General features: G+C 35.0%; 14 protein-coding genes, 1 tRNA gene and 2 pseudogenes. 11 read left to right on the plus strand and 6 right to left on the minus strand.

Annotated features, from left to right (window positions below; genetic code table 11):
* The first annotated feature begins 410 nt into the window (after positions 1-410).
* Positions 411-1,412: a hypothetical protein gene (locus AC1DCD_RS06385; protein ID WP_019036392.1), complete on the plus strand. Its 1,002-nt coding sequence runs from the start codon at positions 411-413 to the stop codon at positions 1,410-1,412.
* Between the two features lie 576 nt (positions 1,413-1,988).
* On the opposite strand, the pseudogene AC1DCD_RS06390 reads toward AC1DCD_RS06385, so the two are convergent.
* Positions 1,989-3,540 (minus strand): annotated as a pseudogene (locus AC1DCD_RS06390) (tyrosine-type recombinase/integrase).
* Between the two features lie 349 nt (positions 3,541-3,889).
* Entirely contained in the window at positions 3,890-4,792 is a 903-nt protein-coding gene (locus AC1DCD_RS06395) for a hypothetical protein (RefSeq protein ID WP_464640948.1), read from the minus strand.
* Between the two features lie 289 nt (positions 4,793-5,081).
* Between AC1DCD_RS06395 and folP the strand changes: the two genes are divergently transcribed.
* The 6 genes from folP (at position 5,082) to AC1DCD_RS06425 (ending at position 10,342) form a co-directional block, all read left to right on the plus strand.
* Positions 5,082-5,894 carry a dihydropteroate synthase gene (folP, locus tag AC1DCD_RS06400; protein WP_464640946.1) on the plus strand — a complete coding sequence of 271 codons (813 nt, stop codon included), beginning with the start codon at positions 5,082-5,084 and terminating at the stop codon, positions 5,892-5,894.
* A 6-nt stretch (positions 5,895-5,900) separates the two neighbouring features.
* Positions 5,901-6,665 carry a diadenylate cyclase CdaA gene (cdaA, locus tag AC1DCD_RS06405; protein ID WP_008450645.1) on the plus strand — a complete coding sequence of 255 codons (765 nt, stop codon included), beginning with the start codon at positions 5,901-5,903 and terminating at the stop codon, positions 6,663-6,665.
* A gap of 82 nt (positions 6,666-6,747) precedes the next feature.
* On the plus strand, positions 6,748-7,797 hold the full coding sequence (gene pta / locus AC1DCD_RS06410; protein ID WP_008450607.1) for a phosphate acetyltransferase: 1,050 nt from the start codon (positions 6,748-6,750) through the stop codon (positions 7,795-7,797).
* A gap of 61 nt (positions 7,798-7,858) precedes the next feature.
* Positions 7,859-9,067, plus strand: coding sequence for an acetate/propionate family kinase (locus AC1DCD_RS06415; RefSeq protein WP_464640944.1), 1,209 nt, complete (start codon positions 7,859-7,861; stop codon positions 9,065-9,067).
* A gap of 114 nt (positions 9,068-9,181) precedes the next feature.
* Positions 9,182-9,502, plus strand: coding sequence for a metal-sulfur cluster assembly factor (locus AC1DCD_RS06420; RefSeq protein ID WP_464640942.1), 321 nt, complete (start codon positions 9,182-9,184; stop codon positions 9,500-9,502).
* Positions 9,503-9,574: 72 nt separating this feature from the next.
* Positions 9,575-10,342 carry a UDP-2,3-diacylglucosamine diphosphatase gene (locus AC1DCD_RS06425; RefSeq protein WP_008450605.1) on the plus strand — a complete coding sequence of 256 codons (768 nt, stop codon included), beginning with the start codon at positions 9,575-9,577 and terminating at the stop codon, positions 10,340-10,342.
* 260 nt (positions 10,343-10,602) lie between these two features.
* On the opposite strand, the gene AC1DCD_RS06430 is transcribed toward AC1DCD_RS06425, so the two are convergent.
* A tRNA-Gln gene (locus tag AC1DCD_RS06430) sits at positions 10,603-10,673 on the minus strand.
* Between the two features lie 172 nt (positions 10,674-10,845).
* On the opposite strand from AC1DCD_RS06430, the gene AC1DCD_RS06435 reads away from it, so the two are divergent.
* The 4 genes and pseudogenes from AC1DCD_RS06435 (at position 10,846) to AC1DCD_RS06450 (ending at position 16,076) form a co-directional block, all read left to right on the plus strand.
* Complete coding sequence (locus tag AC1DCD_RS06435; protein ID WP_008450614.1) at positions 10,846-11,703, plus strand: enoyl-ACP reductase FabI; 858 nt, start codon at positions 10,846-10,848, stop codon at positions 11,701-11,703.
* 403 nt (positions 11,704-12,106) lie between these two features.
* Positions 12,107-13,165 (plus strand): annotated as a pseudogene (gene ftcD / locus AC1DCD_RS06440) (glutamate formimidoyltransferase); the annotation flags it as partial.
* A gap of 295 nt (positions 13,166-13,460) precedes the next feature.
* The gene (locus AC1DCD_RS06445; protein WP_008450626.1) at positions 13,461-14,630 is read left to right on the plus strand and encodes a M20 aminoacylase family protein; all 1,170 of its coding nucleotides are present in this window, start codon (positions 13,461-13,463) and stop codon (positions 14,628-14,630) included.
* Between the two features lie 153 nt (positions 14,631-14,783).
* The gene (locus AC1DCD_RS06450; RefSeq protein WP_008450635.1) at positions 14,784-16,076 is read left to right on the plus strand and encodes an L-cysteine desulfidase family protein; all 1,293 of its coding nucleotides are present in this window, start codon (positions 14,784-14,786) and stop codon (positions 16,074-16,076) included.
* A 33-nt stretch (positions 16,077-16,109) separates the two neighbouring features.
* Here AC1DCD_RS06450 and AC1DCD_RS06455 read toward each other — a convergent pair whose 3' ends face one another.
* The 3 genes from AC1DCD_RS06455 to AC1DCD_RS06465 all read right to left on the minus strand — a co-directional run bounded on the left by AC1DCD_RS06455 (position 16,110) and on the right by AC1DCD_RS06465 (position 22,175).
* Positions 16,110-18,104 (minus strand): ComEA family DNA-binding protein, encoded by a 1,995-nt coding sequence (locus AC1DCD_RS06455; protein WP_464640939.1) that lies wholly within the window; start codon positions 18,102-18,104, stop codon positions 16,110-16,112.
* 253 nt (positions 18,105-18,357) lie between these two features.
* A complete protein-coding gene (locus AC1DCD_RS06460) occupies positions 18,358-19,305 on the minus strand; it encodes a PorV/PorQ family protein (protein WP_464640937.1) in 948 nt (315 codons plus the stop codon).
* A 14-nt stretch (positions 19,306-19,319) separates the two neighbouring features.
* The gene (locus tag AC1DCD_RS06465; protein ID WP_464640935.1) at positions 19,320-22,175 is read right to left on the minus strand and encodes a S8 family serine peptidase; all 2,856 of its coding nucleotides are present in this window, start codon (positions 22,173-22,175) and stop codon (positions 19,320-19,322) included.
* Between the last annotated feature and the right edge of the window lie 8 nt (positions 22,176-22,183).

A 22,183-nucleotide genomic window follows, 5' to 3' on the forward strand; every position in this document is an offset into this window, starting at 1 on the left:
CAGCTTCAAAATGTTTACAAAAATCATCTATAACACAGAATAATTCAGTAATTTTGTAATCGGTAGTCTGCATAAGTATATTTATAACTGTTTGATTATTAACTATAAAGGTGCAAAATATTTATGAGACTACCTTATTCTTTATTTACTTTTTTGCGTTTTCTTATCCCGAACTGAGGTATAAACTGTCCGAGAAGTAAGGTTTCATATTGGTCATTAAAACATGTTATATTTGATATTAAAAATACCAACTTTTAGGTATTGCAATCTTAGTTTGTTATCAGTATTTTTACAAGTAAAAATTATTGTTTCTACCTAAACAACAAGAATTTCGCAGGAGCAGTAAAATTCATGACAAATTACGATTCTATTGATAATTAATAAAAACAATCTTTAATTCCCAAAAAGCTATGAGATTAATTAAACAACTAATCAATGCTAAGGTCACTGCATACCTATTTGCATGCAGTTTGGTGTTAGGTATTGCATCATGTAGTTCTGACGTTCGCTATGATGAAGTAGAACCTAAGGGCGTTACTCAAATTGAAAACCTGTCTTCTCAGGATCAGATTGCTGTAGAAAACCTTCTAAGTTCTATTAGTGATTTGAATGCCCAGTATCCATCAGTTAGCACGCGTGGAGCATTTACATCGAATGCTGCAGTGGGCCTTGCTGATGCAGCAGGATACGCTGCTGGAGGAAGGATTGGAGCTTGGGCTGGCAGTGCGATTGGCTCTGCGGCAGGTCCGTGGGGAGCAATAGCTGGTCATCTTATTGGTCGCAAAGTGGGACCTTACATTTGTACATATTTGGCTTCTGGTGCAGCTGGATGGCTGTGCTCTAAAATCTCTACTAGAGCTGCAACAGATGTTGATGAAAAGTTTGAATTTGTGAGTATAATTTCTGATAAAGACTCTATTGGTTATTATCACAATCAAATGATGGTTAAAATTGGGAATAATCGTTCAAGGTATATTGACCAATTAGGATCAGTTAATTATGAACTAATGTATGATGATATCGTCAGTTATTGTCATGAAATAGGACAATATGACCCATCATTGGATAATCCTTTGATAAAATCAGGAGTCATTAATCAGATAAGACAACTTTGTGAAATCTCAAAGAAGTACGAGATGAATCCGACGGACAAGAATTTCGTAAAAGAGCAATGTGAATTCCTAAAATTCAATTGCAACTTGTCAGATTCAGAGGTTAAGTTATATAAGGATTTCAATGTTACCTTATACGAGAAATGCTCAACTTTGTCTGATAATCAAATTGTAAATTATTCAAGAGACTTGAATCGTATAATTGAACACTCAGGCGTATCAAACTCTATTAAGGAAAGCTTAAAAAAGTCTGCGGATTTAACTATTAATAGTTCTCTTTGCTGGAAGAGAAATTTCTAAAATAAGAATAAAAAGAAAAGAAGTGATGTTTTAAATCAATATCATTTCTTTTCTTGTACAGTGAGATTTTTTCTGTATACGTTCATCAATATAATAATACAATTGTGGATATTATAGATGCAGCTGAAATAGCTTGTGGATTCATTTTTGGAGTCCTTATAATTAAGTATATTACAAAATTTATCAAGAGAAAAAAGAAGTAGCCAATACGTTTAAATAACGTGGGTGATCCCTTTTGCAATGTCGTGATTTTAAGGAAAATTGCAATTTGCTATGAAAGAATAGGGCAATCATGATTGGAAGTGGATAGAGCAGACCATAACCTTTGAATCGCTCGTTTATGATGACATCCTCCTCCCCCTGTAAGTATTCATCAGGAGGCAAATAGGATGATTTTATTGTCGTTTGCAGTCTGTGGTTGAGGTTATTTTATTCCTCGTTTTACCGAAGAACTTCGTAAGCTCTCTCCGTTATAAAGATGTTTCCTTTTCTATTGAGAACGACTAAAATATTGCAACCGATCTCATTCAAAGCCTTTGGTTTATTTTTTAGACCTCATGCCGTTCTTCCATTTTATTAGTTGTTATAATCTCTGGAAGTTTCCCCCTCTCTTTCTTCATTTTCTTTTTTCTTTGCCGATTGCTTTGCAAACAGTCTGTCCATATATTCCGAAATTTTCTTGTCTGTTACCTGCGCATAAATATGAGTGCTGGCAATAGACGAATGTCCCAACATCTTGGCGATGCTCTCCATTGGAATACCTGCCTTCAAAGTCAGCGTACCGAAGCTATGCCTTGCTACATGCCAAGTTAGCGGAGTGCGAATGCCACACGCTAAGCTCACGGTTTTGAGGTGTGTGGATAGTTTACCTTTGCTCATTGTATCAGGGAATATCTTGTAGTCTCCTTTGTGTTTCTCCTTGGTGTAGTGTGAAAGAATCTGCTCCGCTATCGGATGCAATGGTATCAGGCTCTCTACTTCTGTTTTCAGTCTTGCTTTGCGGATATACCGCTTCCCTTCGCTATTCGTTTCGATGGGAACACCTCGTTCCAAAGTAATCAAAGTAGCAAATGTATGCCTTCCGACGTGTGCCGAAAGGGGAATAGAGATTCCAGCTCGAAGTTGCAGGGCTTTGAGCTGAATGAGGTAAGCTGAATAAGCAATGGGGGCAAAGAGTGTGGCACGTTCGTCAGATTGATAACGCTCTATCAAGTGCACCGCTTCAGGCAAGAGTTTTACTCGACAAAGGTTCTCGGTCTTTTGTCTGCGGAACTTCAGCCACAACGCCCCCCTCATCGTCTGTAAAAAGGTGTTCTCGATTAAGGGCAACCATATCACAATAGGCTACGCCCGTAAAGCAGGAAAAGAGAAAGAGATTACGAGCTGTTTCCAACTCTATTTCATACGGTTCAAAAGTCAAGGCTTGCAACTTATCCAATGAAGCTCTGTCCAACGCACGAGGTTGTTTGTTCTCTCCTCGTTCTATTTCTATGTGAGCGAATAGTTGTCGCTCTGTCAAGCCCTCACGATATGCCAATCGGCAGACTTTCTTCACCGCCAAAGCCATCTTACGATAATGACCTTGCGAATGTCCCAACTTTCCGACAGAGTAATGTTGCAAGCATTCTAAGAAATCTTCTTCAATTTGACCGAATGGAATATCTGTCGTGTGGTACTTCTCACAAATAAAGGCTTGCAGGAGCTTTCGAGTAGTGTAGTAACCGTTCAGAGTAGTTGCCTTTATTTCAACACCCACCTTTTGATCCATTTCCTTGACCATTCGGTCGTATCGTTCCAAAAATGTGGTTTGAGTTTGCATACTTCCTTGGAACAGCTCCTTGATGTCCGATGCTGTAAACGTAACACCACGGTCGCAAAGGTTTTGATAAGAAGATTGTACCGAGAGTAGCAAGTGTTCCAACTTGCCATTCGTTGCCACCGCCTCACGGCTCTTACCATTTAGCCTGCTCTCACGAGCGTTCCATAACTTGGGGTCGCACGATAGCTTGCTACTGAATTGTGCCATTGTTCTACCATAGGTTATCCGTCCCATAATAGGAGCTTGTCCCGACTTGTCCAAGCCGCTCTTTTTCAGGTAGAGCAACACCTTGAATTTGTCTGTTTGCATACACTTCTTTTTTATGGGCAAAGTTAACCGTTACCGAAGCGTTTTCAGCTATGCAAAACATTTTAATACAAAGCATAAGCACCATAATAGAGAAAAGATGAGTTACCGAACTCTCTTCTGTCAGTTACCTTCTCCTTACTCTTAGTTATCATTCAGAGAATAGACTAACGATTTGGTAACGGAACTTCTGCATAAATCCACGCTTTCTGCACTTTTACACCCTATGCAAATCATAGAGATATACAGCAAATCCCTCTCATTTCCATTTACTTACCTCTCATCTATAACCTAATACCCTTTCCGCTGATAGTTCCCTAAGTTTTTTATCTTAGGGATTTATTTTTTTTTGTTATTTTATTTTGAAATGCCATTCTATGTCTTTCTGTTTCATTTCATCATTATCTAATTTTAGTTTACATTGTTTTGGGTCTGGACCAGAAACTTCTATAGATATATTGTGCATAGTATTTCGTGTTATATCAACAGTCTTTTGGTCTTGATAAACAGTTCCGTCAGCTTTAGTCCATTTTAGATCCAATATGAGTTTTCCATTAAATTTGTTTAAATAAAGTTCATCTAACTTATTAGTAAATGGCTGGATATAAGAATGATCATAAAAAGTATCTTGTGCACTTATCTTTATATATTCTTCATTATTGTTATAAGATATTTCTATAGTTCCTTCTTTAGGAGGTTTAATCTTAAAATGTAACCCATATACAAGTTTTTTTAAATATATTTCAGGTAAAATATTTGATGTAGGCTTGTAATCTTCTATAAAACCATAATATTTATAAATACAAGGAAACTTAGTTGGTTCTTTTTGCTTCATAATATTTATGTAACCTTCTTTTAATACGCAAAGGTTTTCAGATGTAGAATAAATAAAGGTATTAGTAGCTTCTGTTGGTTTTTGATCTCCATGAAGGAAAGGCTTTTCATAAAATAAGTTTTCATGAAATAATTTATCCTCATAGTCTTGTATGGCGATACATTCAAATTTATAAGTATTTATTTCTGGTAATTCAAGTGTAATTTTTGAAGGATCAGTGAAAAGACCATAAGCGTATTTAGAATATTCTGTGTCTTTGCTTTTCTTAGCATAAACGTTTATGCCATAAACAATTTCAGGGCTTAGCTGAACATTATTAGGTTCTCCTCTCATAGGAGATGTTTCTTGAGCTAAACTTAATGTTACTGTTTTTTTTGTAAGCGTTGATTTTTCTGTACTATTTTTGCCTTCTTCGAGCATAGGCTTACTACAAGAACTAAAAGTGTATGTTAATAACAAGACACTTGAAAGGATTAATAGGTATTTAGTCATAAGTTTAATATGATAAAAAAAAACGATGTAAAGTTATAATGATATGATTAAAAAAAACGAAACCCTTAAGTTAAAACATTCTAAAAGCAAAGAAGTTCTATATTTTCAAAGAATAATATAAAGCATTTAAATATTTTTTTTAATAAGTTTTCATGCTATATGACATATATTGTGGAGTATTTGCATTATCTTTGTAATAAAGACAAAATGTAAAAATATGATTACAGAACCAATTGACTATAGTGTAAATGTACGTGGAAAGTTGATAAACTTAGGTAATCCACAGGTAATGGGTATTTTAAATGTTACACCTGATTCGTTTTTTGCAGATAGCCGTAAGCAGACTGAAATAGAAATATATAATAGAGCAAACCAAATAGTAAGTGAAGGTGCATCAATTATAGATATAGGTGCTTGTTCAACACGTCCGTGGGGAGAGGTCGTAAGCGAAGAAGAAGAAATGGCTCGTCTTGCCTTTGCCTTACCTATAGTAAAAAGAGCACAGCCTGATGCCATTATTTCTATAGATACTTTTCGTGCGTCTGTAGCAAGAAGATGTGTTGAAGAGTTTGGCGTTGATATTATTAATGATGTAGAAGAAGGTAAAGATCCTGATATGTTTAAGACGGTAGCTAAACTAAAAACTCCTTATATATTAATGTCTGTGGCTGCTAATTTACAAGATCTTCTTATAAATTTCTCACGCGAGGTAGAAGAGTTGCGTTCTATAGGGCAAAAAGATATTATTCTTGATCCGGGCTTTGGGTTTGGCAAAACACCAGTTTCAGGTAATTATGAGATATTGAGTGTAATGGAGCGTATACAAATATTGGAGCTTCCTATTCTTGTGGGGATTAGTAGGAAAAGAATGATTCATCAGTTTCTTGGAATTACGGTTGAAGAGAGTTTGAATGGAACAACAGTATTAAACACCATTGCACTATTAAAAGGTGCTAATATCTTGCGTGTCCATGATGTAAAACAAGCTGTTGAGGCTGTAAAAATTGTAAACAGATTAAGAGGAAAGTAAGAATATATGTTTTTTGAATTTGGTATAAAGGACGTTATCGATATAGTATTAGTTGCATTAATACTTTACTATATTTACCGTTTAATGAAGGAGACACGCTCATTAAACGTGTTTATCGGTATTATGGTATTTGTTATAGTGTGGCTTATAGTTAGTCAGGTATTAGAAATGCACTTGTTGGGTGGTATTTTGGACAAGTTAGTTTCTGTAGGTATGATTGGCTTAATCGTCCTTTTTCAAGAAGAGATACGTCATTTTCTTTATAGCTTAGGTGCTCATGGAAAATTAAAAAGTATTATGAAACTCTTTGGTAGGGATAAGAAGAGTGAAGCTGATAAAGAAACAATAATGCCCATTGTGATGGCTTGCATGAGTATGAGTCGTGCTAAGATAGGAGCTTTAATTGTTATAGAGCGAGGGGTTATACTTGATGATATAGTAGCTACAGGCGATTTTATAGATGCTCGTATAAACCAACGCTTAATAGAAAATATATTTTTTAAGAACTCTCCATTACATGATGGAGCAGTGATTATTTCGAATAAAAGATTAAAAGCAGCTGGTTGCATTCTGCCTGTAAGTCATAAGCAAGATATTCCTCGTGAGCTTGGGCTTAGACATCGTGCAGCTATGGGTATATCACAAGATTCTGATGCTTTGGCTATTATTGTTTCAGAAGAAACAGGACGTATAAGCGTAGCTATGCATGGAGAGTTTCAGTTGCGATTATCTGCAGAGCAGTTGGAAAGTATTTTAACAAAGGAAATGTAATATCTTACTTGTGCTATTCACTTATAATTGCTATCTTTGCATTGCAAATACTGATATTAAACAAGATTTTTAAATATATAATATGGACTTATTAGAGCAAATCGTTGCGCGTGCTAAAGCTGATAAGCAGCGTATCGTGCTCCCCGAAGCTGAAGAGGAGCGTACACTTAGAGCAGCAGATAAAGTGTTAGCTGATGATATAGCTAATCTTATTCTTATAGGCAATCCTGCTAACATTCAGGAAGCTGCTACAAAATGGGGGTTAAATAATATTAGAAAGGCTACTATTATAGACCCAGAGAACAACCCTCATACAGGAGAGCTTGCGGAGAAATTGGTAGAGCTACGAAAGTCTAAGGGAATGACCATAGAACAAGCTCACCAACTTGTTACAAAAAACAATCTGTATTTAGGCTGTATGATAATAAAGACAGGTGGTGCTGATGGGCAGATTTCTGGAGCTTTATCTACTACGGGTGAAACGCTTCGCCCTGCTTTACAAATAATAAAATGTGCCCCAGGCATATCTTGTGTTAGTGGTGCGATGCTTGTACTAACCCATGAGCAACATTATGGTGAGAATGGTATAGTAGTAATGGGCGATGTAGCAGTAACTCCTAATCCTACTGCTGACCAGCTTGCACAGATAGCTTATGCATCTGCAGAAACGGCAAAGAGCGTTGCCGGATTTAAAGATCCGCAGGTAGCTATGTTAAGTTATTCTACTAAAGGGTCTGCTAAAGATGCTATAGATAAGGTAACAGGTAAGAGCGTATATGTTATTGATAAAGTGGTAGAGGCTACAAAGATAGCTAAAGAAAAGTATCCTAATCTTAAGGTAGATGGTGAATTGCAGTCTGATGCTGCCCTCGACCCAAAGGTTGCATCTATTAAAGCTAAAGGGTCAGAAGTGGCAGGTAAGGCTAATGTCCTCGTTGTACCTACGTTGGAAGTAGGTAATATAGGTTATAAGCTTGTTCAGCGTTTAGGCGGTGCTAAGGCTATAGGTCCTATTCTTCAAGGTATTGCTCGTCCTGTAAACGATCTTTCGCGTGGTTGTTCTGTAGATGATATTTATTATATGGTGGCTATTACTGCTTGTCAGGCTCAAAACGCAAAGGCTAATGAGTAAGAAATATACAAAAAAGAAAATATAAAATATAAGTAAAAACTATATTAGAAAAACAATAATAATGAATATATTAGTATTAAACTGTGGAAGCAGTTCCATTAAATATAAGCTATATAATATGGATAGCGAAAGTGTTTTGGCACAAGGTGGAGCAGAGCGCATAGGGTTAGATGAGGCTTTTGTAAAAGTAACGTTAAAAGATGGCAGTAAAAAGAAAATAATGCATGATATGCCCGATCATAAAGAAGGTGTAAAATTTGTTTTCGATTTATTGTTAGATAAGGAAATAGGTTCTATTAAAAGCCTTGACGATATAGATGCAGTAGGTCATCGTGTAGTTCAGGGTGGCGATTTGTTTGAAAAGAGTTGCTTAATAACTAAGGAGGTAGAAGCTGGCATTGAGGGGTTGATAGATCTTGCCCCGGTGCATAATCTTGGTCATTTGCGAGGTATTCGTGCTGTTAATGCCTTAATGCCTAAAACACCACAAGTAGCAGTTTTTGATAATGCATTTCATAGTACAATGCCACAATATGCTTATATGTATGCCATTCCTTATGAATATTATGAGAAATATCATGTTCGTCGTTATGGTTTTCATGGAACTAGTCATCGTTATGTATCACAACGTGTATGTGATATGCTTGGAGTGGATATTAAAAAACAGCGTATTATAACTTGCCATATAGGTAACGGAGCATCTGTTGCAGCTATTAAGGGAGGAAAGGTTATTGATACGTCTATGGGTCTAACGCCGCTTGAAGGCTTGATGATGGGGTCTCGTTCTGGTGATATTGATGCTTCTGTAGTTACTTATTTGATGGAAAAATTAGATAAAAAGCCACAGGAAATGGCAGATCTTTTAAATAAAGAATCTGGAGTATTAGGTATTACTGGTATTAGTTCGGATATGCGTGAAATAGAAAATGCATACGAGCAAGGCAATGAGCGTGCTACATTAGCTTTACAAATGTATAATTATCGTATTAAGAAATATATTGGAGCGTATGCTGCTGCTATGGGTGGTGTAGATATTATAGTGTGGACTGCAGGTGTTGGTGAAAATCAGGTTTCTACTCGTTTAGAATCTTGCTCAGGATTAGAGTTCCTTGGTGTTAAGATAGATGTAGAGCGTAATAACGTTCGTGGCAAAGAAACAATAATTTCATCTGACGACTCAAAAGTAAAAGTAGTACTTGTTCCTACTGACGAAGAGATAGTTATTGCTCGTGATACAAAAGATGTTGTTAATAGTTTAGATAAAAATTAGTTATTAGGAACTATAGAGTACGAGTATTGTTAGAAAGGTCTGTTAACGACTAAACTTATTTCTATCTCTATAGTTCCTTATATCCTAATAGTTATAATTACTTGTTATTTTATTATGACTCAAGAAGAAAAATTAGCCATTCAAGAGCGGATAGTAGAAGTGCTTAAGACTGTTTACGATCCAGAGATACCTGTTAATATCTATGATTTAGGTATGATTTATAAGATTGATATAGATGATGATGGTAATCTTGATATGGATATGACCTTTACTTCACCTTCTTGTCCTGCTGCCGACTTTATTTTTGAGGACGTGCGTACTAAAGTGGAGAGCATAGAAGGAGTAAAATCTGCTAATATTAATCTTGTCTTTGAACCTGCATGGGATCAGAGTATGATGACAGAGGAAGCAAAGGTGGAATTAGGTTTTGATTAGCTGTTGCATTATATAAAAGCATTATCATGATTATCAATATTATATAATAAAGTTATACGCAAAAGGCTACTTATGAAGAACATCTATTTTCTTTCAGATGCTCACCTTGGTTCGTTGGCAGTTGAGCATAAGCGTACACAAGAAAGGCGTTTGGTACGTTTCTTAGATAGTATAAAAGATAAGGCGGAAGCTATTTATCTTTTAGGTGATATGTTCGATTTTTGGGACGAATATAGATATGTTGTTCCTAAAGGTTTTACACGTTTTCTTGGTAAAATTTCAGAGCTTACAGATAGTGGAATAGAAGTTCATTTTTTTATAGGTAATCATGATATTTGGACATATGGATATTTAGAAGAAGAGTGTGGGGTAATTATTCATAGAAAGCCTGTTACTATAGAGCTTCATGATAAGGTGTTTTACCTTGCTCATGGCGATGGTTTAGGCGATCCGGATGTTAAATTTAGGTTACTTCGTAGTGTCTTTCATAATAGGTTTTGTCAGCGTTTACTCAATTTCTTTCATCCTTGGTATGGAGTTCAGTTAGGGTTAAAGTGGGCAAAGCATAGCCGCATGAAGCGTATTAATGGGAAAGAGGCGTCTTTCTTAGGAGAGGAGAAAGAATTTTTAGTGCGCTATTCTAAAGAGTATATAGAGCAATATCCTGATATTGATTATTTTATTTATGGTCATAGACATATTATGCTCGATTTAAAGCTTAATCATAATGCTCGTATGCTTATACTTGGCGACTGGATTTGGCAGTTTTCTTATGCAGTTTTTGATGGAGAACATCTGTTTTTAGAACAATATGTAGAAGGGGATACTTACCTTGGCTAACCAAGAATTGTTATAACAAAAAGTAGTCTTGTTATTTTTTATATGAAAACAAGTTATATATTTGGCATGAAAAGATAACCATTATAAAGGGAAAAGCTAAACGTTGCGCACCAAAAATAATTTATTTTTATTGCATTTTTAATTTATTTTTATATAAAAAATAATTTATTTTTATCTTCAAATATTCGTGCTTGTTTATTAAAAAGATATGTTTATAATCAACAAAAAGGCATAATGTTAAATAACATTATGCCTTTTTGTTGTCCCAGGCGGATTCGAACCACCACTGACAGAACCAAAAACTGTAGTGCTACCATTACACCATAGGACAATTGCGCTGCAAAGGTATGTTTTTTTTCGCTATTTTCCAAAATATTTAACAACAAATTTTCTTTTATCTTTTTGTAGATAAGATTTTTGTATATAATCTACTTTTTATAGTTACTTTTAGATATATATTGTTTTTTTTAAGTACTTTTGCCTCATTAATCAAATGAAATATTATGAGTTATAACTTATTAAAAGGTAAAAAGGGAATAATTTTTGGAGCTCTTAATGAAAATTCTATCGCATGGAAAGTAGCAGAGAGAGCTGTTGAGGAAGGTGCTACAATAACTCTTTCTAATACTCCCGTAGCTGTAAGAATGGGCACTGTAAGCGAGTTATCGAAAAAACTTCATTGTGAAGTAATACCTGCCGATGCTACAAATGTAGAAGATTTAGAGAATGTATTTAAGCGTTCTATGGAAATATTAGGCGGTCAGGTAGACTTTGTTTTACACTCTATAGGTATGTCTCCAAACGTTCGTAAGCATCGCACGTATGACGACCTCGATTATACAATGCTTAATACTACGCTTGATATATCGGCTTTATCTTTTCATAAAATGATACAAAGTGCTAAAAAGCTTAATGCCATAGCTGATGGAGGCTCTATTGTAGCGTTATCGTATGTAGCAGCACAGCGTACTTTCTTCGGTTATAATGATATGGCAGATGCTAAGGCTTTATTAGAAAGTATAGCACGTAGCTTTGGATATATTTATGGTCGTGAGCATAATGTACGTATTAATACTATTTCTCAAAGTCCAACAATGACTACTGCAGGCTCTGGCGTAAAAGGTATGGATCGCTTGTTTGATTTTGCTGACCGTATGTCTCCTTTAGGAAATGCTTCAGCCGCAGAATGTGCCGACTATTGTATTGTTATGTTTTCTGATCTTACACGTAAGGTTACTATGCAGAATCTCTTTCATGATGGAGGTTTCTCTAATGTAGGTATGAGTCTTAGGGCTATGACGACTTATGAGAAAGGTCTTGAAGAGTTTATGGATAAAGATGGAAAAATTATTTATGGATAATAAAAGTAAGTTTATGTCCTTAAAAAGTTATGCTTATATAAAATAAAGTGCAAGTGGTTTATACTTATCTATGCATAAAAGTTAATAACAAAACAGTATAGATTTTATTTGTAGATATAAGCATTTAAACATTTGAGGAACAGATAAAAACTTATAAAACATATTAAAAAAAGGCTGATAAGCAATCAGCCTTTTTTTTGTTGCTATATATTAACGATAAGAAGTATATATAAAGTATGAAAAAAAAATAAAGGTATTATCTTTTTAAACATAATAATAGAGCCTGTTAAAGAGAATTATATGTAAATTTGTGTTGGTTTATGTAATATGTCATATCTATATAAAGTAAACTTGATAATATACTAAAAATAAATCTAAAAATAAAAACAATAACATATATAAGATGGCACAAGCAAAAAGAACAGTAGAGTGTGTACCTAATATCAGTGAAGGTCGTGATGAGGAAATAATAAAAGAGATAGCTACAGAGATAGAAAAAGTAAAAGGAATAAAGCTCCTTAATATAGATTCTGGGAAAGCTGCTAATCGTACGGTAATGACTTTTGTAGGTAGTCCTGAAGATGTTGTAGAAGCAGCTTTTTGTTGTGTACAAAAATCATCTCAGCTTATAGATATGCGCCAGCAGCATGGTGCACATCCTCGCATTGGTGCTACAGATGTATGTCCTTTAATCCCTATATCAGGAATCACTTTAGAAGAATGTGCATTGTTGGCATGTACATTAGCCGAACGTATAGCTACAGAGCTGCAAGTGCCTTGTTATTGCTATGAAGCTGCAGCAAAGATACCAGAAAGAAGAAATCTTGCAGTATGTAGAAAGGGTGAATATGAAGGATTGAAAGAGCGAATGATGATACCAGAGGAGTATCCCGATTTTGGCGCACGTCCTTGGGACGAGGCTATGGCACGTACAGGCTGCACAGCTGTTGGCGCACGTAATTTTCTTATAGCAACAAACTTTAATTTAAACACTACTTCCATACCTTATGCTAACGAGATAGCTTTTGATGTGCGAGAGAAGGGCAGACCACTACGTGTAGGAGGCTCGTTAGTGGGCAAGATAATGAAAGATGTTAATGGTAATAATATTATGATACCGGGAACATTAAAAGCTACAAAGGCTATCGGTTGGTATATTGACGAATATGGCATAGCACAAGTATCAATGAATATCACCGATATTAATGTTACTCCTCTTCATATAGCCTTTGAAGAAGTGTGTCGTTGTGCACAAAAGCGTGGTATTAGCGTAACCGGCACAGAGATTATCGGACTAATACCTAAACAAACATTGATAGATGCAGGTAGATATTTTCTTGAGAAACAAAACTGCTATAATGATGTTTCGGAAGATGAGATTATACAAGTAGCTATTAAAACGATGGGGTTAAACGATATAAAACAATTTAATCCACATGATAGAATTATAGAATATCTTTTATAAGTTCCTAAAAAACTAACTAAAAAAAACGTTATAAAAGTATGAAAACATATAGGTAGTTACTAATAATGTAAATGTATCTTATAAAAATGATAAGATGAGAAGTATTGGTTTTGGAAAAAGAAGGGAGGTTATTTTTCTCTCTTCTTTTTTTTATTATAATGCAATTAATTAGGTACCTTTGTATATATTCTTTTCTTAAGTTGCAAAAGAGTGTTGTATTGTGTTGTTAGCTCATGTTGCAACTTAAGATACATTTTATAAAACATAGTAATATATATAGACAATGAGTAAAATGAGTGTAAAACCTATAAAAGAGTTGGCAGATATGTTGCCACAAATGAAGCAGTGGATGGAAGCTATGCATCGAGACCCTGAGCTTTCTACACAAGAGGTAAATACAGGTAAATACATAGCTAAACTTTTAAAAGATATGGGCTATGAGGTATATGAGCATATTGGTAAAAATGGTATAGAAGGTGTCGTTGGAGTGCTTAGCAATGGGGAAGGTAAAAAAAAGATAGGTATTAGAGCAGATATGGACGCTCTTCCTATACAAGAAATAAACGATTTACCTTATAAGAGTAGGCATGATGGTATCTCTCATCTATGTGGTCATGATGGGCATAGCACTATGGCGCTTGGTGCTGCTAAATATCTATCGGAAACTAAAAATTTCAATGGGACTGTTTATTTTTATTTCCAACCAGCTGAAGAAACTATGCAAGGTGGTCCTTCAATGATAGATGACGGACTTTTTAAGAAGTTTGATGCTGACCGAATATATGCTATACATAACATACCAGGGTTACCTAAGGGAATGTTACATTTTCATGATGGTGAGACAATGTCGGCTGTAGACAATTGGGAAATACGTCTTATGGGGCGTGGGGGGCATGGCTCAATGCCTGAATTGAGTGTCGACCCTGTTGTAGCTGGAGCTTCTTTAGTAATGGCATTACAGACAATAGTGTCGCGTAACCTATCACCGTGGCATAACGGTGTGGTTACAATAGGGTCATTTCAAGCAGGAAATGCAGGAAATGTTATTCCTGATGAAGCTGTTTTAAAGCTATCTATGCGTAATATGCAGGCAGATGGTAGAAAACTGGTGTTAAAGCGTATTCGTGAGATAACAGCAGCACAAGCAGAAAGTTTTGGCTGTAAGTATGAGATAAAAGAAGGTCAGCCCGGAGCAGTATTATTCAATTCGCATGAGGAAACTGCCTTTGCAGCTGAAGTGGCTCGTAAATATTTTGGAAAAGAAAATGTAGTGTATCCATGCAAGCCGTTTATGAGCAGTGAAGATTTTGCTTTTATGCTGCAAGAAAGACCAGGAAGCTATATTATGATAGGTAATGGTGAAACTCCTATGGTACATAATCCAAAGTATATATTCGATCAAGATATACTTCCTATAGGTGCTTCTCTGTGGGTAGCTTTATGTGAGGAATATTTAAGGTAACACTTAGTGTGAATAGTAATAGAGAAAGAAAGCATTTTATTAGTTGCTCGGCTTTTTATTATAAAGAATAATTTATATCTAAAATAAGGAACATAATTGCTCTGTTCCTTATTTTTATTTACCTTTGCAATAGTATCTTTATCGACAAATTCAATGCTAAACAAAAACATTAGATTACAGATTATTAAGCTCATTAAAGAGCAGGTGGTACCTGCTATTGGGTGTACAGAGCCTATGGCAGTAGCGCTTAGTGCTGCTCGTAGTGCAGAGCTTTTAGGTTGTTGTCCAGAATCTATCTTGGTGTACTTATCCCCCAATATGCTTAAAAATGCTATGGGAGTGGGCATTCCTGGTACAGGAATGATAGGTTTGCCTATAGCTATTGCTTTGGGTGCACTTATAGGAAAATCTGAATATAAGTTAGAAGTTATAAAAGATCTTACTTCAGAAAGTTTAGAAGAAGGTAAGCGTTACATAGCTAAACATGATATAGATATTAAGCTAAAAGAGAATATTTCTGATAAGCTCTATATAGAAGTGAGGTGTAAAGCAGGTGATAGATGTGCAACATCTATAATTACTAAGTCGCACACCAATTTTGTATATGAGAGTATAGATAATAATGTGTTATTAGATAGACGTAACGAGGAAAGCGAAGAAGTGGAAGATAATGGCATAAAGCTAAATCTTCGTATGGTATACGATTTTGCTATCACCTCACCAATATCAGAGATTGAATTTATACATGAGGCTAAACGTTATAATATGCGTGCAGCTCAAGCCGCTTTAAAGGAAAATTATGGGCATTGTTTAGGTAAATTGATGGAACGCCCTTTAGGTCGTGGTATCTTTGGAAATTCTATCTTTTCGCATATAATATCTAAGACAGCATCAGCATGTGATGCTCGTATGGGTGGGGCTTTAATACCTGTAATGAGTAATAGTGGGTCTGGTAATCAGGGCATTTGTGCTACTAATCCGGTAGTAGTGTTTGCTAAAGAGAACGAAAACACTAAAGAAGAGCTAATTCGCGCTTTAACTTTAAGTCATCTTACAGTTATCTATATTAAGCAAAGTTTAGGCAGATTATCTGCCCTTTGTGGCTGCGTTGTTTCAAGTATAGGTTCAAGTTGTGGTATTACTTATTTAATGGGAGGTGATTATGATAGTATTTGTAGATCGGTAAAAAACATGATAGCTAATCTTACGGGTATTATCTGTGATGGTGCTAAGCCAAGCTGTGCGCTTAAAATATCTTCAGGTGTTTCTACAGCAGTGCTTTCTGCCATGCTTTCAATAGAAGGAAAGTGTGTTTCTGCTGCAGAAGGTATTATAGAAGAGGACGTTGATAAAACTATTAGCAACTTAACATCTATAGGAAAAGAAGCAATGTGCCTTACCGATGATATGATTTTAAAGATAATGACAAGTAAAAGTAATTGTTAGTGAAACTTACTTTTTTTTGCTTTTCATGTTATTTTAAAATTTCCATCTTATCTGTAAATCTACATCTGTTATAACAGAAGAGTTTATCTTTTGGTAGCTATTACCAATATGATCACGATTAAAATATTTAGTATTAGATATACGTACTATTCCTACAAAATGTTTTCCTGTAGACAAACGTGCAAAGCATGAGCTACGAATCCCTTGCCCATAAAATGAAGGAAAGCTAAAGGTGTATAGCGGAGACCGCTCGTATATATATATTCGAGATGCATAGCTGTCGGTATTAAAATATCCTAATGTGATCGTGATAGATAGTTTTTGTAGTGGTGTATAACTAATATTTTCACTTATCATATAGCCTAAGCTATACTCTTTATAATTGTTTAAAACTATATCTGTTTGCGTTTTACAATTCCATTTATTATTAATATAGCTCAAAGCTAATCGTCCTCTTTGAGTAATATCTTTAATTAATCCTTTTTTATTAACTCCGTCTTTTTCTGTTATCTTATATCTGTAGCGTGCTGATAGAATAATATTTTTATATGTGTATATGGCAGAAATAAAATTATCCCAAGCCTTACTACCTATATGAACTCTATATTTAGGATACGGGAACTGTATTATATCAGTGTATGCCTGTAAAGACAATCCGCGTATAGGGTTGTAATTAACTCCTAAAAGTATACCGCTTTCGTTTTGTACATGGCCTCCTTCGCTAAAACCTTTACTAAACAAAGAGTAGTATTTATGTCCATAAAGACGTTGTACGCCAATAATGGTAAGGTTATAGGCAGCTTTCCACGAAAGCATATTCATGGTAGCTATGGCTCCGATATTATTAGTGGCTGTTTCTCCTTGCAAATTCCAGTGGGGTGTAAGATAGCCATAATCTATACCTATGTTCCAAAAGTTATTATCTTGAGGAGCATATTTTTTGTAACTTTCATTTTTATTTTGTTGTAAAGGTTTATCAAAACAAGTAAATAGTACTGACGCGCCGATATGAAAGCCACCACTATTCCAACGTGTAGTCATTCCTATAACTAATTGTGTAGCATTATTTTTTTTCATCATTTCGTTCTTTGTTCTGTGATATCCTGATTTCAGAATAGTTTGTATACCTCCTCCTTTCTTATTAAGTGTTGCGTCTATATTGCGGTAAGATATGAACCCTGTTAGGTCTATGTGTTTGCTAATAGCTACTGTGGCAGCAGCTCCTTGCAAGTAGTTATATGCTGAACGTGAAGAATGTGCACTAATAATGGTAGACTGTCTACCTAAGGTTTGCATCATAGTAAGTTTGCCAAGACTAAATGAGGAATTTATTATTAGTCCTTGACCTATCGAGATTTTGTATCTTCCTATAGAAAGTGTTTTTAATATGCCAAGTTTTTTAATTAAAACATAAAAGCTATAATGATCATATCCCGCACTATTCTTGTTAGCTAAGAAAGGTTCTCCTGCATCTTGTGCTCCTATTAATCCTGCCTTTATATAGTCGGATAGATGGAATGTGTAACGAAAAGAATGCTGATACTTATAACCTAAATATCCGTTTTTATCGCCCTTACGCTCATATAATGGTATTTTATAAGTAAACATAACATCATGTTTGCCATATTTTAAAATGTTTTTTATAGATGGAAAATTCTTTTTTTCTATTTGTTTTACATAAACAAAGAAACTAAGTAACTTTCGCCGAATATCATCTAACGATTCTATCATTGTTAATTCTCCCAGTGTTTCCATACCATGATATTGATAAATATATGCTAAAATATCCTCTATTTGCTGTGCGCTTAGGAAAGGGAAACGCTCTAAATCCTCCCGAGTAGCTATATTTAAATTGATAGGATGTTCTGCGAGATCAGCTAAAAGCTCTAATGTTTCTTCATTAGTATAACTACTTTCATCTTCTATAGATGAAAGTTCATAAATATATTGTTCCCAGCTTTTGTTACTTTGTGCCAAAGAAAGCGCACTTATAAAACATAATAAAAACGTTAAGGCAATATATTTCATGAAAAATAGCTTAGGTTTAATTATTGCAAATGTCGTATAATTTTATAAAATATACAAGAATTATTTTAAAAAGATAATATACATATTAAGTGTTTTATTTTATAGGATATTACCATTCGGAACAAAAGAATATATATTCATTCTAACTATCTATTTGTATTAAAAAAGGCGTAATAGACATCTGGATATTTTTTTAGTATACCAAAGGTCTATTGCGCCACCTTTTACAAGTTTTTATAAGCTAACAGTTTGGTTACATGTTATACCCAATTCCTAAAGAGAGGTAATCCACATCGTAGTATGTCATAGCGTGGTGGTATGCTGCACGAAGATTTATATCTTTAAGCAGTTGTACACCTGCACCAAAGGTAATTGCTTTATTGCCCTTATTGCTATATTGATATCCCATACAAGCCGAAAGACTATTTTTATAGATATATTCCACACCAGTAGATAATAGTTTCTCGGTAGCATCTTTTGGAGTGAAATATCTACAAGATAAGGCATAGGTTAAGGTATGCTGCTCGCTTAGATTAAATTTCCAATCTCCTCCAATAATTATTGATGTAGGTAGAGATTGTGGGGTACCAGTATTATTATATTTTACCGGTTTACCAAAATCTAATAGTCGTACACCAAAAGTTAAGCAAGTAGGTAATGATGCAGTTAAATTAAATATGTTTTGGTATGCAGCACCTACTGATAGAGATAAAGCTGTAGTTTTAGTAGCAGCTTCGCTTTTAATATAACTAAAAGTAGTAAATGCAGCTATTTTTGGTGTAACCAGAAACGAACATCCAAGGTCTATTGCAGCATCATATGGATGGAAAGTTTGAGGTTCATTAATAGTTTTAACGCTGTTTACATGTAAGCCACCAAGATAACGCACGCCTGCCATGATAGCCGTACCGCTATTAAATCTATAACCTCCTCCTAAGTTATATTGCATCAAACGTCCTGCATCGGTTTTCTCTTGTGCTGTAATGCAGGCATTTATAGCAAATGTTTTTTTATTAAATGACATTGCAGCAGGGTTGTCATAAATATACATTTCGTTGGTATTTCCCATTGTTACTCCACCCATAGCTGAGCTTTTTACACTGGTAGTACCTTCTAATACTGGTAAAATCCTGCTCTGAGCCATACCTTTATAGGTTATGCTTATGGCAATTATTAGTAGTATGCTCTTTATTTTATTCATAGTTTTGTAGTATCTTATTTTTTAATAAAAGTGTGTTTGCTTGTTACTCGCTTTGTCTTCAATAGCAAATAATAAGTGCCAGGAGCTAACCTGTCAATACCAAGAGTTATTTCGTGTGTAAGAGTATTTGGTATTAGCTTTGTTTCTATAACTTTTCTTCCGTTAAGCATAGTAACAATAACTTCAACATCATTAACATTACTCCTCATAAGTGCCTTAATATAGCTATGCGCAGGTATAGGGTATATTGCATGAACGTCAGGTGCATTATCATTTGTTACACGAACATTAAAGCTAACAGAGCTTTCTTTACTTCCATTGGTAGCAGTAAGCTTAATGGTTGCTATACCATAAGAAACAGGTGTAATTATAATATTATGTCCTTGTATGGCAACATCTGCTATTTGCTTATTACTTGATATGGCATGATATCGTAAATGTGCAATATCATTAGTAGCAAAAACGTTATTAAGGTTTATTATTGTAGGCTTATCACTCTTAAATAGGGAAATATCGCTTAATATTGTTGTTATCTGAGGCGCTTTTTGTTCAATAACTTCATAGGCAAACTTCTCTGTATGTTTTCCACCAAGCTGATCGGTTAGTGTTACAGAGAACTCGTATTTACCTACTTTTCCTATTTTAATTAGTAAGTCAAATTTATCACCTATACGTTTCAGTTCTACTCCTTGTGGTAATTCTGTAGTAGTGTAAGTCCAGCTGTGATTATCCTCATCTTTAATGGTAAATATCTCATGATAATAAGGCTTAGTATTTAGCAAGCTCAAAGCCTGTGGCAGATGTGTAGTAAATATAGGTGCATGGTTTAAACGTGTTTTAAATTCTGTTGTAGCAGTATTAGAACAATTGTTGGATCTATCACGTGCCGTCATCTTTACTACATATCGAGTGTTAGTTTCGAGATTTAAAAAAGTTTGTTCCATATTATCATTCACCTGCGAATCGTAGGAGTAACGTGTGAGCGTTTGTACAGGTTTAGACATATCATCTTTTTTGTATAGTTCTATGTCGTAAGCAAAAGCTGTGTGTTGCTCGTTTGGAGCATCGTTGTCAGAAGTTACGTTCCATGTTATAGTGGCATCGTAATAGCCTTTTATAGCATCTGTCGAATAGTCGGTAACGGAAATTACAGGTGCTGCAGGTTTTTCTGTTTCTGCATCAGCTAAAGCTAAGTTGGCGTCTACAAATCCTATTCCCATTTTACCTGCTAAGTTTTGGTCACTCTTTATAGCATAAGGGCTTTGAGTTTTTACTGCACCTAATATGCGTTTACGTAGATCTTCGTTGGTAAAATTATTGTTTTGTTTACCGAATTTTGATATTACTAAGGCGGCAATACCTGTAACATGTGGTGTAGCCATAGATGTACCTTGTGCAAAGGCATATAGATTATTATCTGGTAAAGTAAAGTCGGTATTAGGATATGGGCCTGTTTTACCATAGACATAATTTTTTGGCACTGTGCTTAGTACACCTTTGTTTACTTCTCCTGTTTCAGTAGTGCCTCCGGGAGCTAAAATATCTACCCATGTACCTTTGTTCATGTAGTCGGTAGGTATACCTTGACTATTTATAGCACCTACAGCTATTACACGTTTATATGATGCTGGTATCATGTCTATGTCGTATTGTGCATCGTTTCCAGAAGCAAAGAAGATTAATCCCCCTTTCATATAAGCATTAGGTTTTTTATTTCCATTACCATCACATCCTGCTATATCGGTGAAATAATCTATACCATCTTTTAAAAGTTGAAATTGATTTTTAAAGATGCTTTGAAAGTTTTCGTTGTTAAGATATTTAGAACGATCGAAAGCATACCCCCAAGAACAGTTCATGATAGATGCACCATGCTCAGCAGCAAATTCAAAAGCCTTTACAATAGATGCTGTGCTTGCTGTTTCTTTAGTGCCATCATGTCCATATATTTCACAGCTCATTAGTCTTACACCTGAGTTTTTATCACCATTGCCACCAGCAATACCACATACACCTATATTATTATTGTTACGTGCAGCAATAGTACCTGCAACATGAGTGCCATGTGCTCCGGGTATTATATCATTAGCTCTCCCGTTACCTGTTTCATCAGCCCAAAAGTTGCGTCCATGTATTGTTTCTCCAGTAGTAGGATCTTTTCCTTCCCATGCTGCACCTTGTAAGTCTTCATGTGAAAAGTCTATACCAGAGTCCATCACTGCAACAATTACATGTTCATTTCCGGTTTCTTTTTGCCATGCCGGAAACAAGTTTATGTCTGCACCAGGCTTAAAAGTCATATATACATCATTGGTAGTAGTATAATGCCATTGATATTTAAGGTATGGATCTGTAAAATTTAAGCTCCCAGTACCATTGTTAGCTGCTTGTAATTGGTCTTGTCTTATAGATGCGCGTGTAAAAGGAGTAAACGATGTTTGCACAGGTGCTATTTTTATACTACCTTGAGCAATATCTATAGCAGGATCATTCTTTAATTCTTTAATAACTTTATTTACATCGGCATGTTTATCAAATTTAACGATGAACCATCTATCTAATCCCCTTTTATGTTTTAAGTTGGCATATTCGTTGTGCATATTAAACACTTGTTCCACTTTTACATTTTGCTTATTAAATATAGCAGCTCGTGTAATATGACTTGTTACAGCTCGCGTTGTAGGCGTTATACTTGTTTTTAGTTTTATATAAGCCATTCCTGGTTCCCAAGGTAATGAGATGTCATCTTGAGAGGTTGTGGTATTTGTGTTTGTAGGTTCAGTTAATGTATTATCAGAACAGCCAAACATTACCGTTGATAATAAGATAATACCAACTACTAAAGAATATATGTTTTTAATCACTTTCATTATTTACT

Source organism: Prevotella sp. C0209C1 (genome assembly GCF_056583855.1).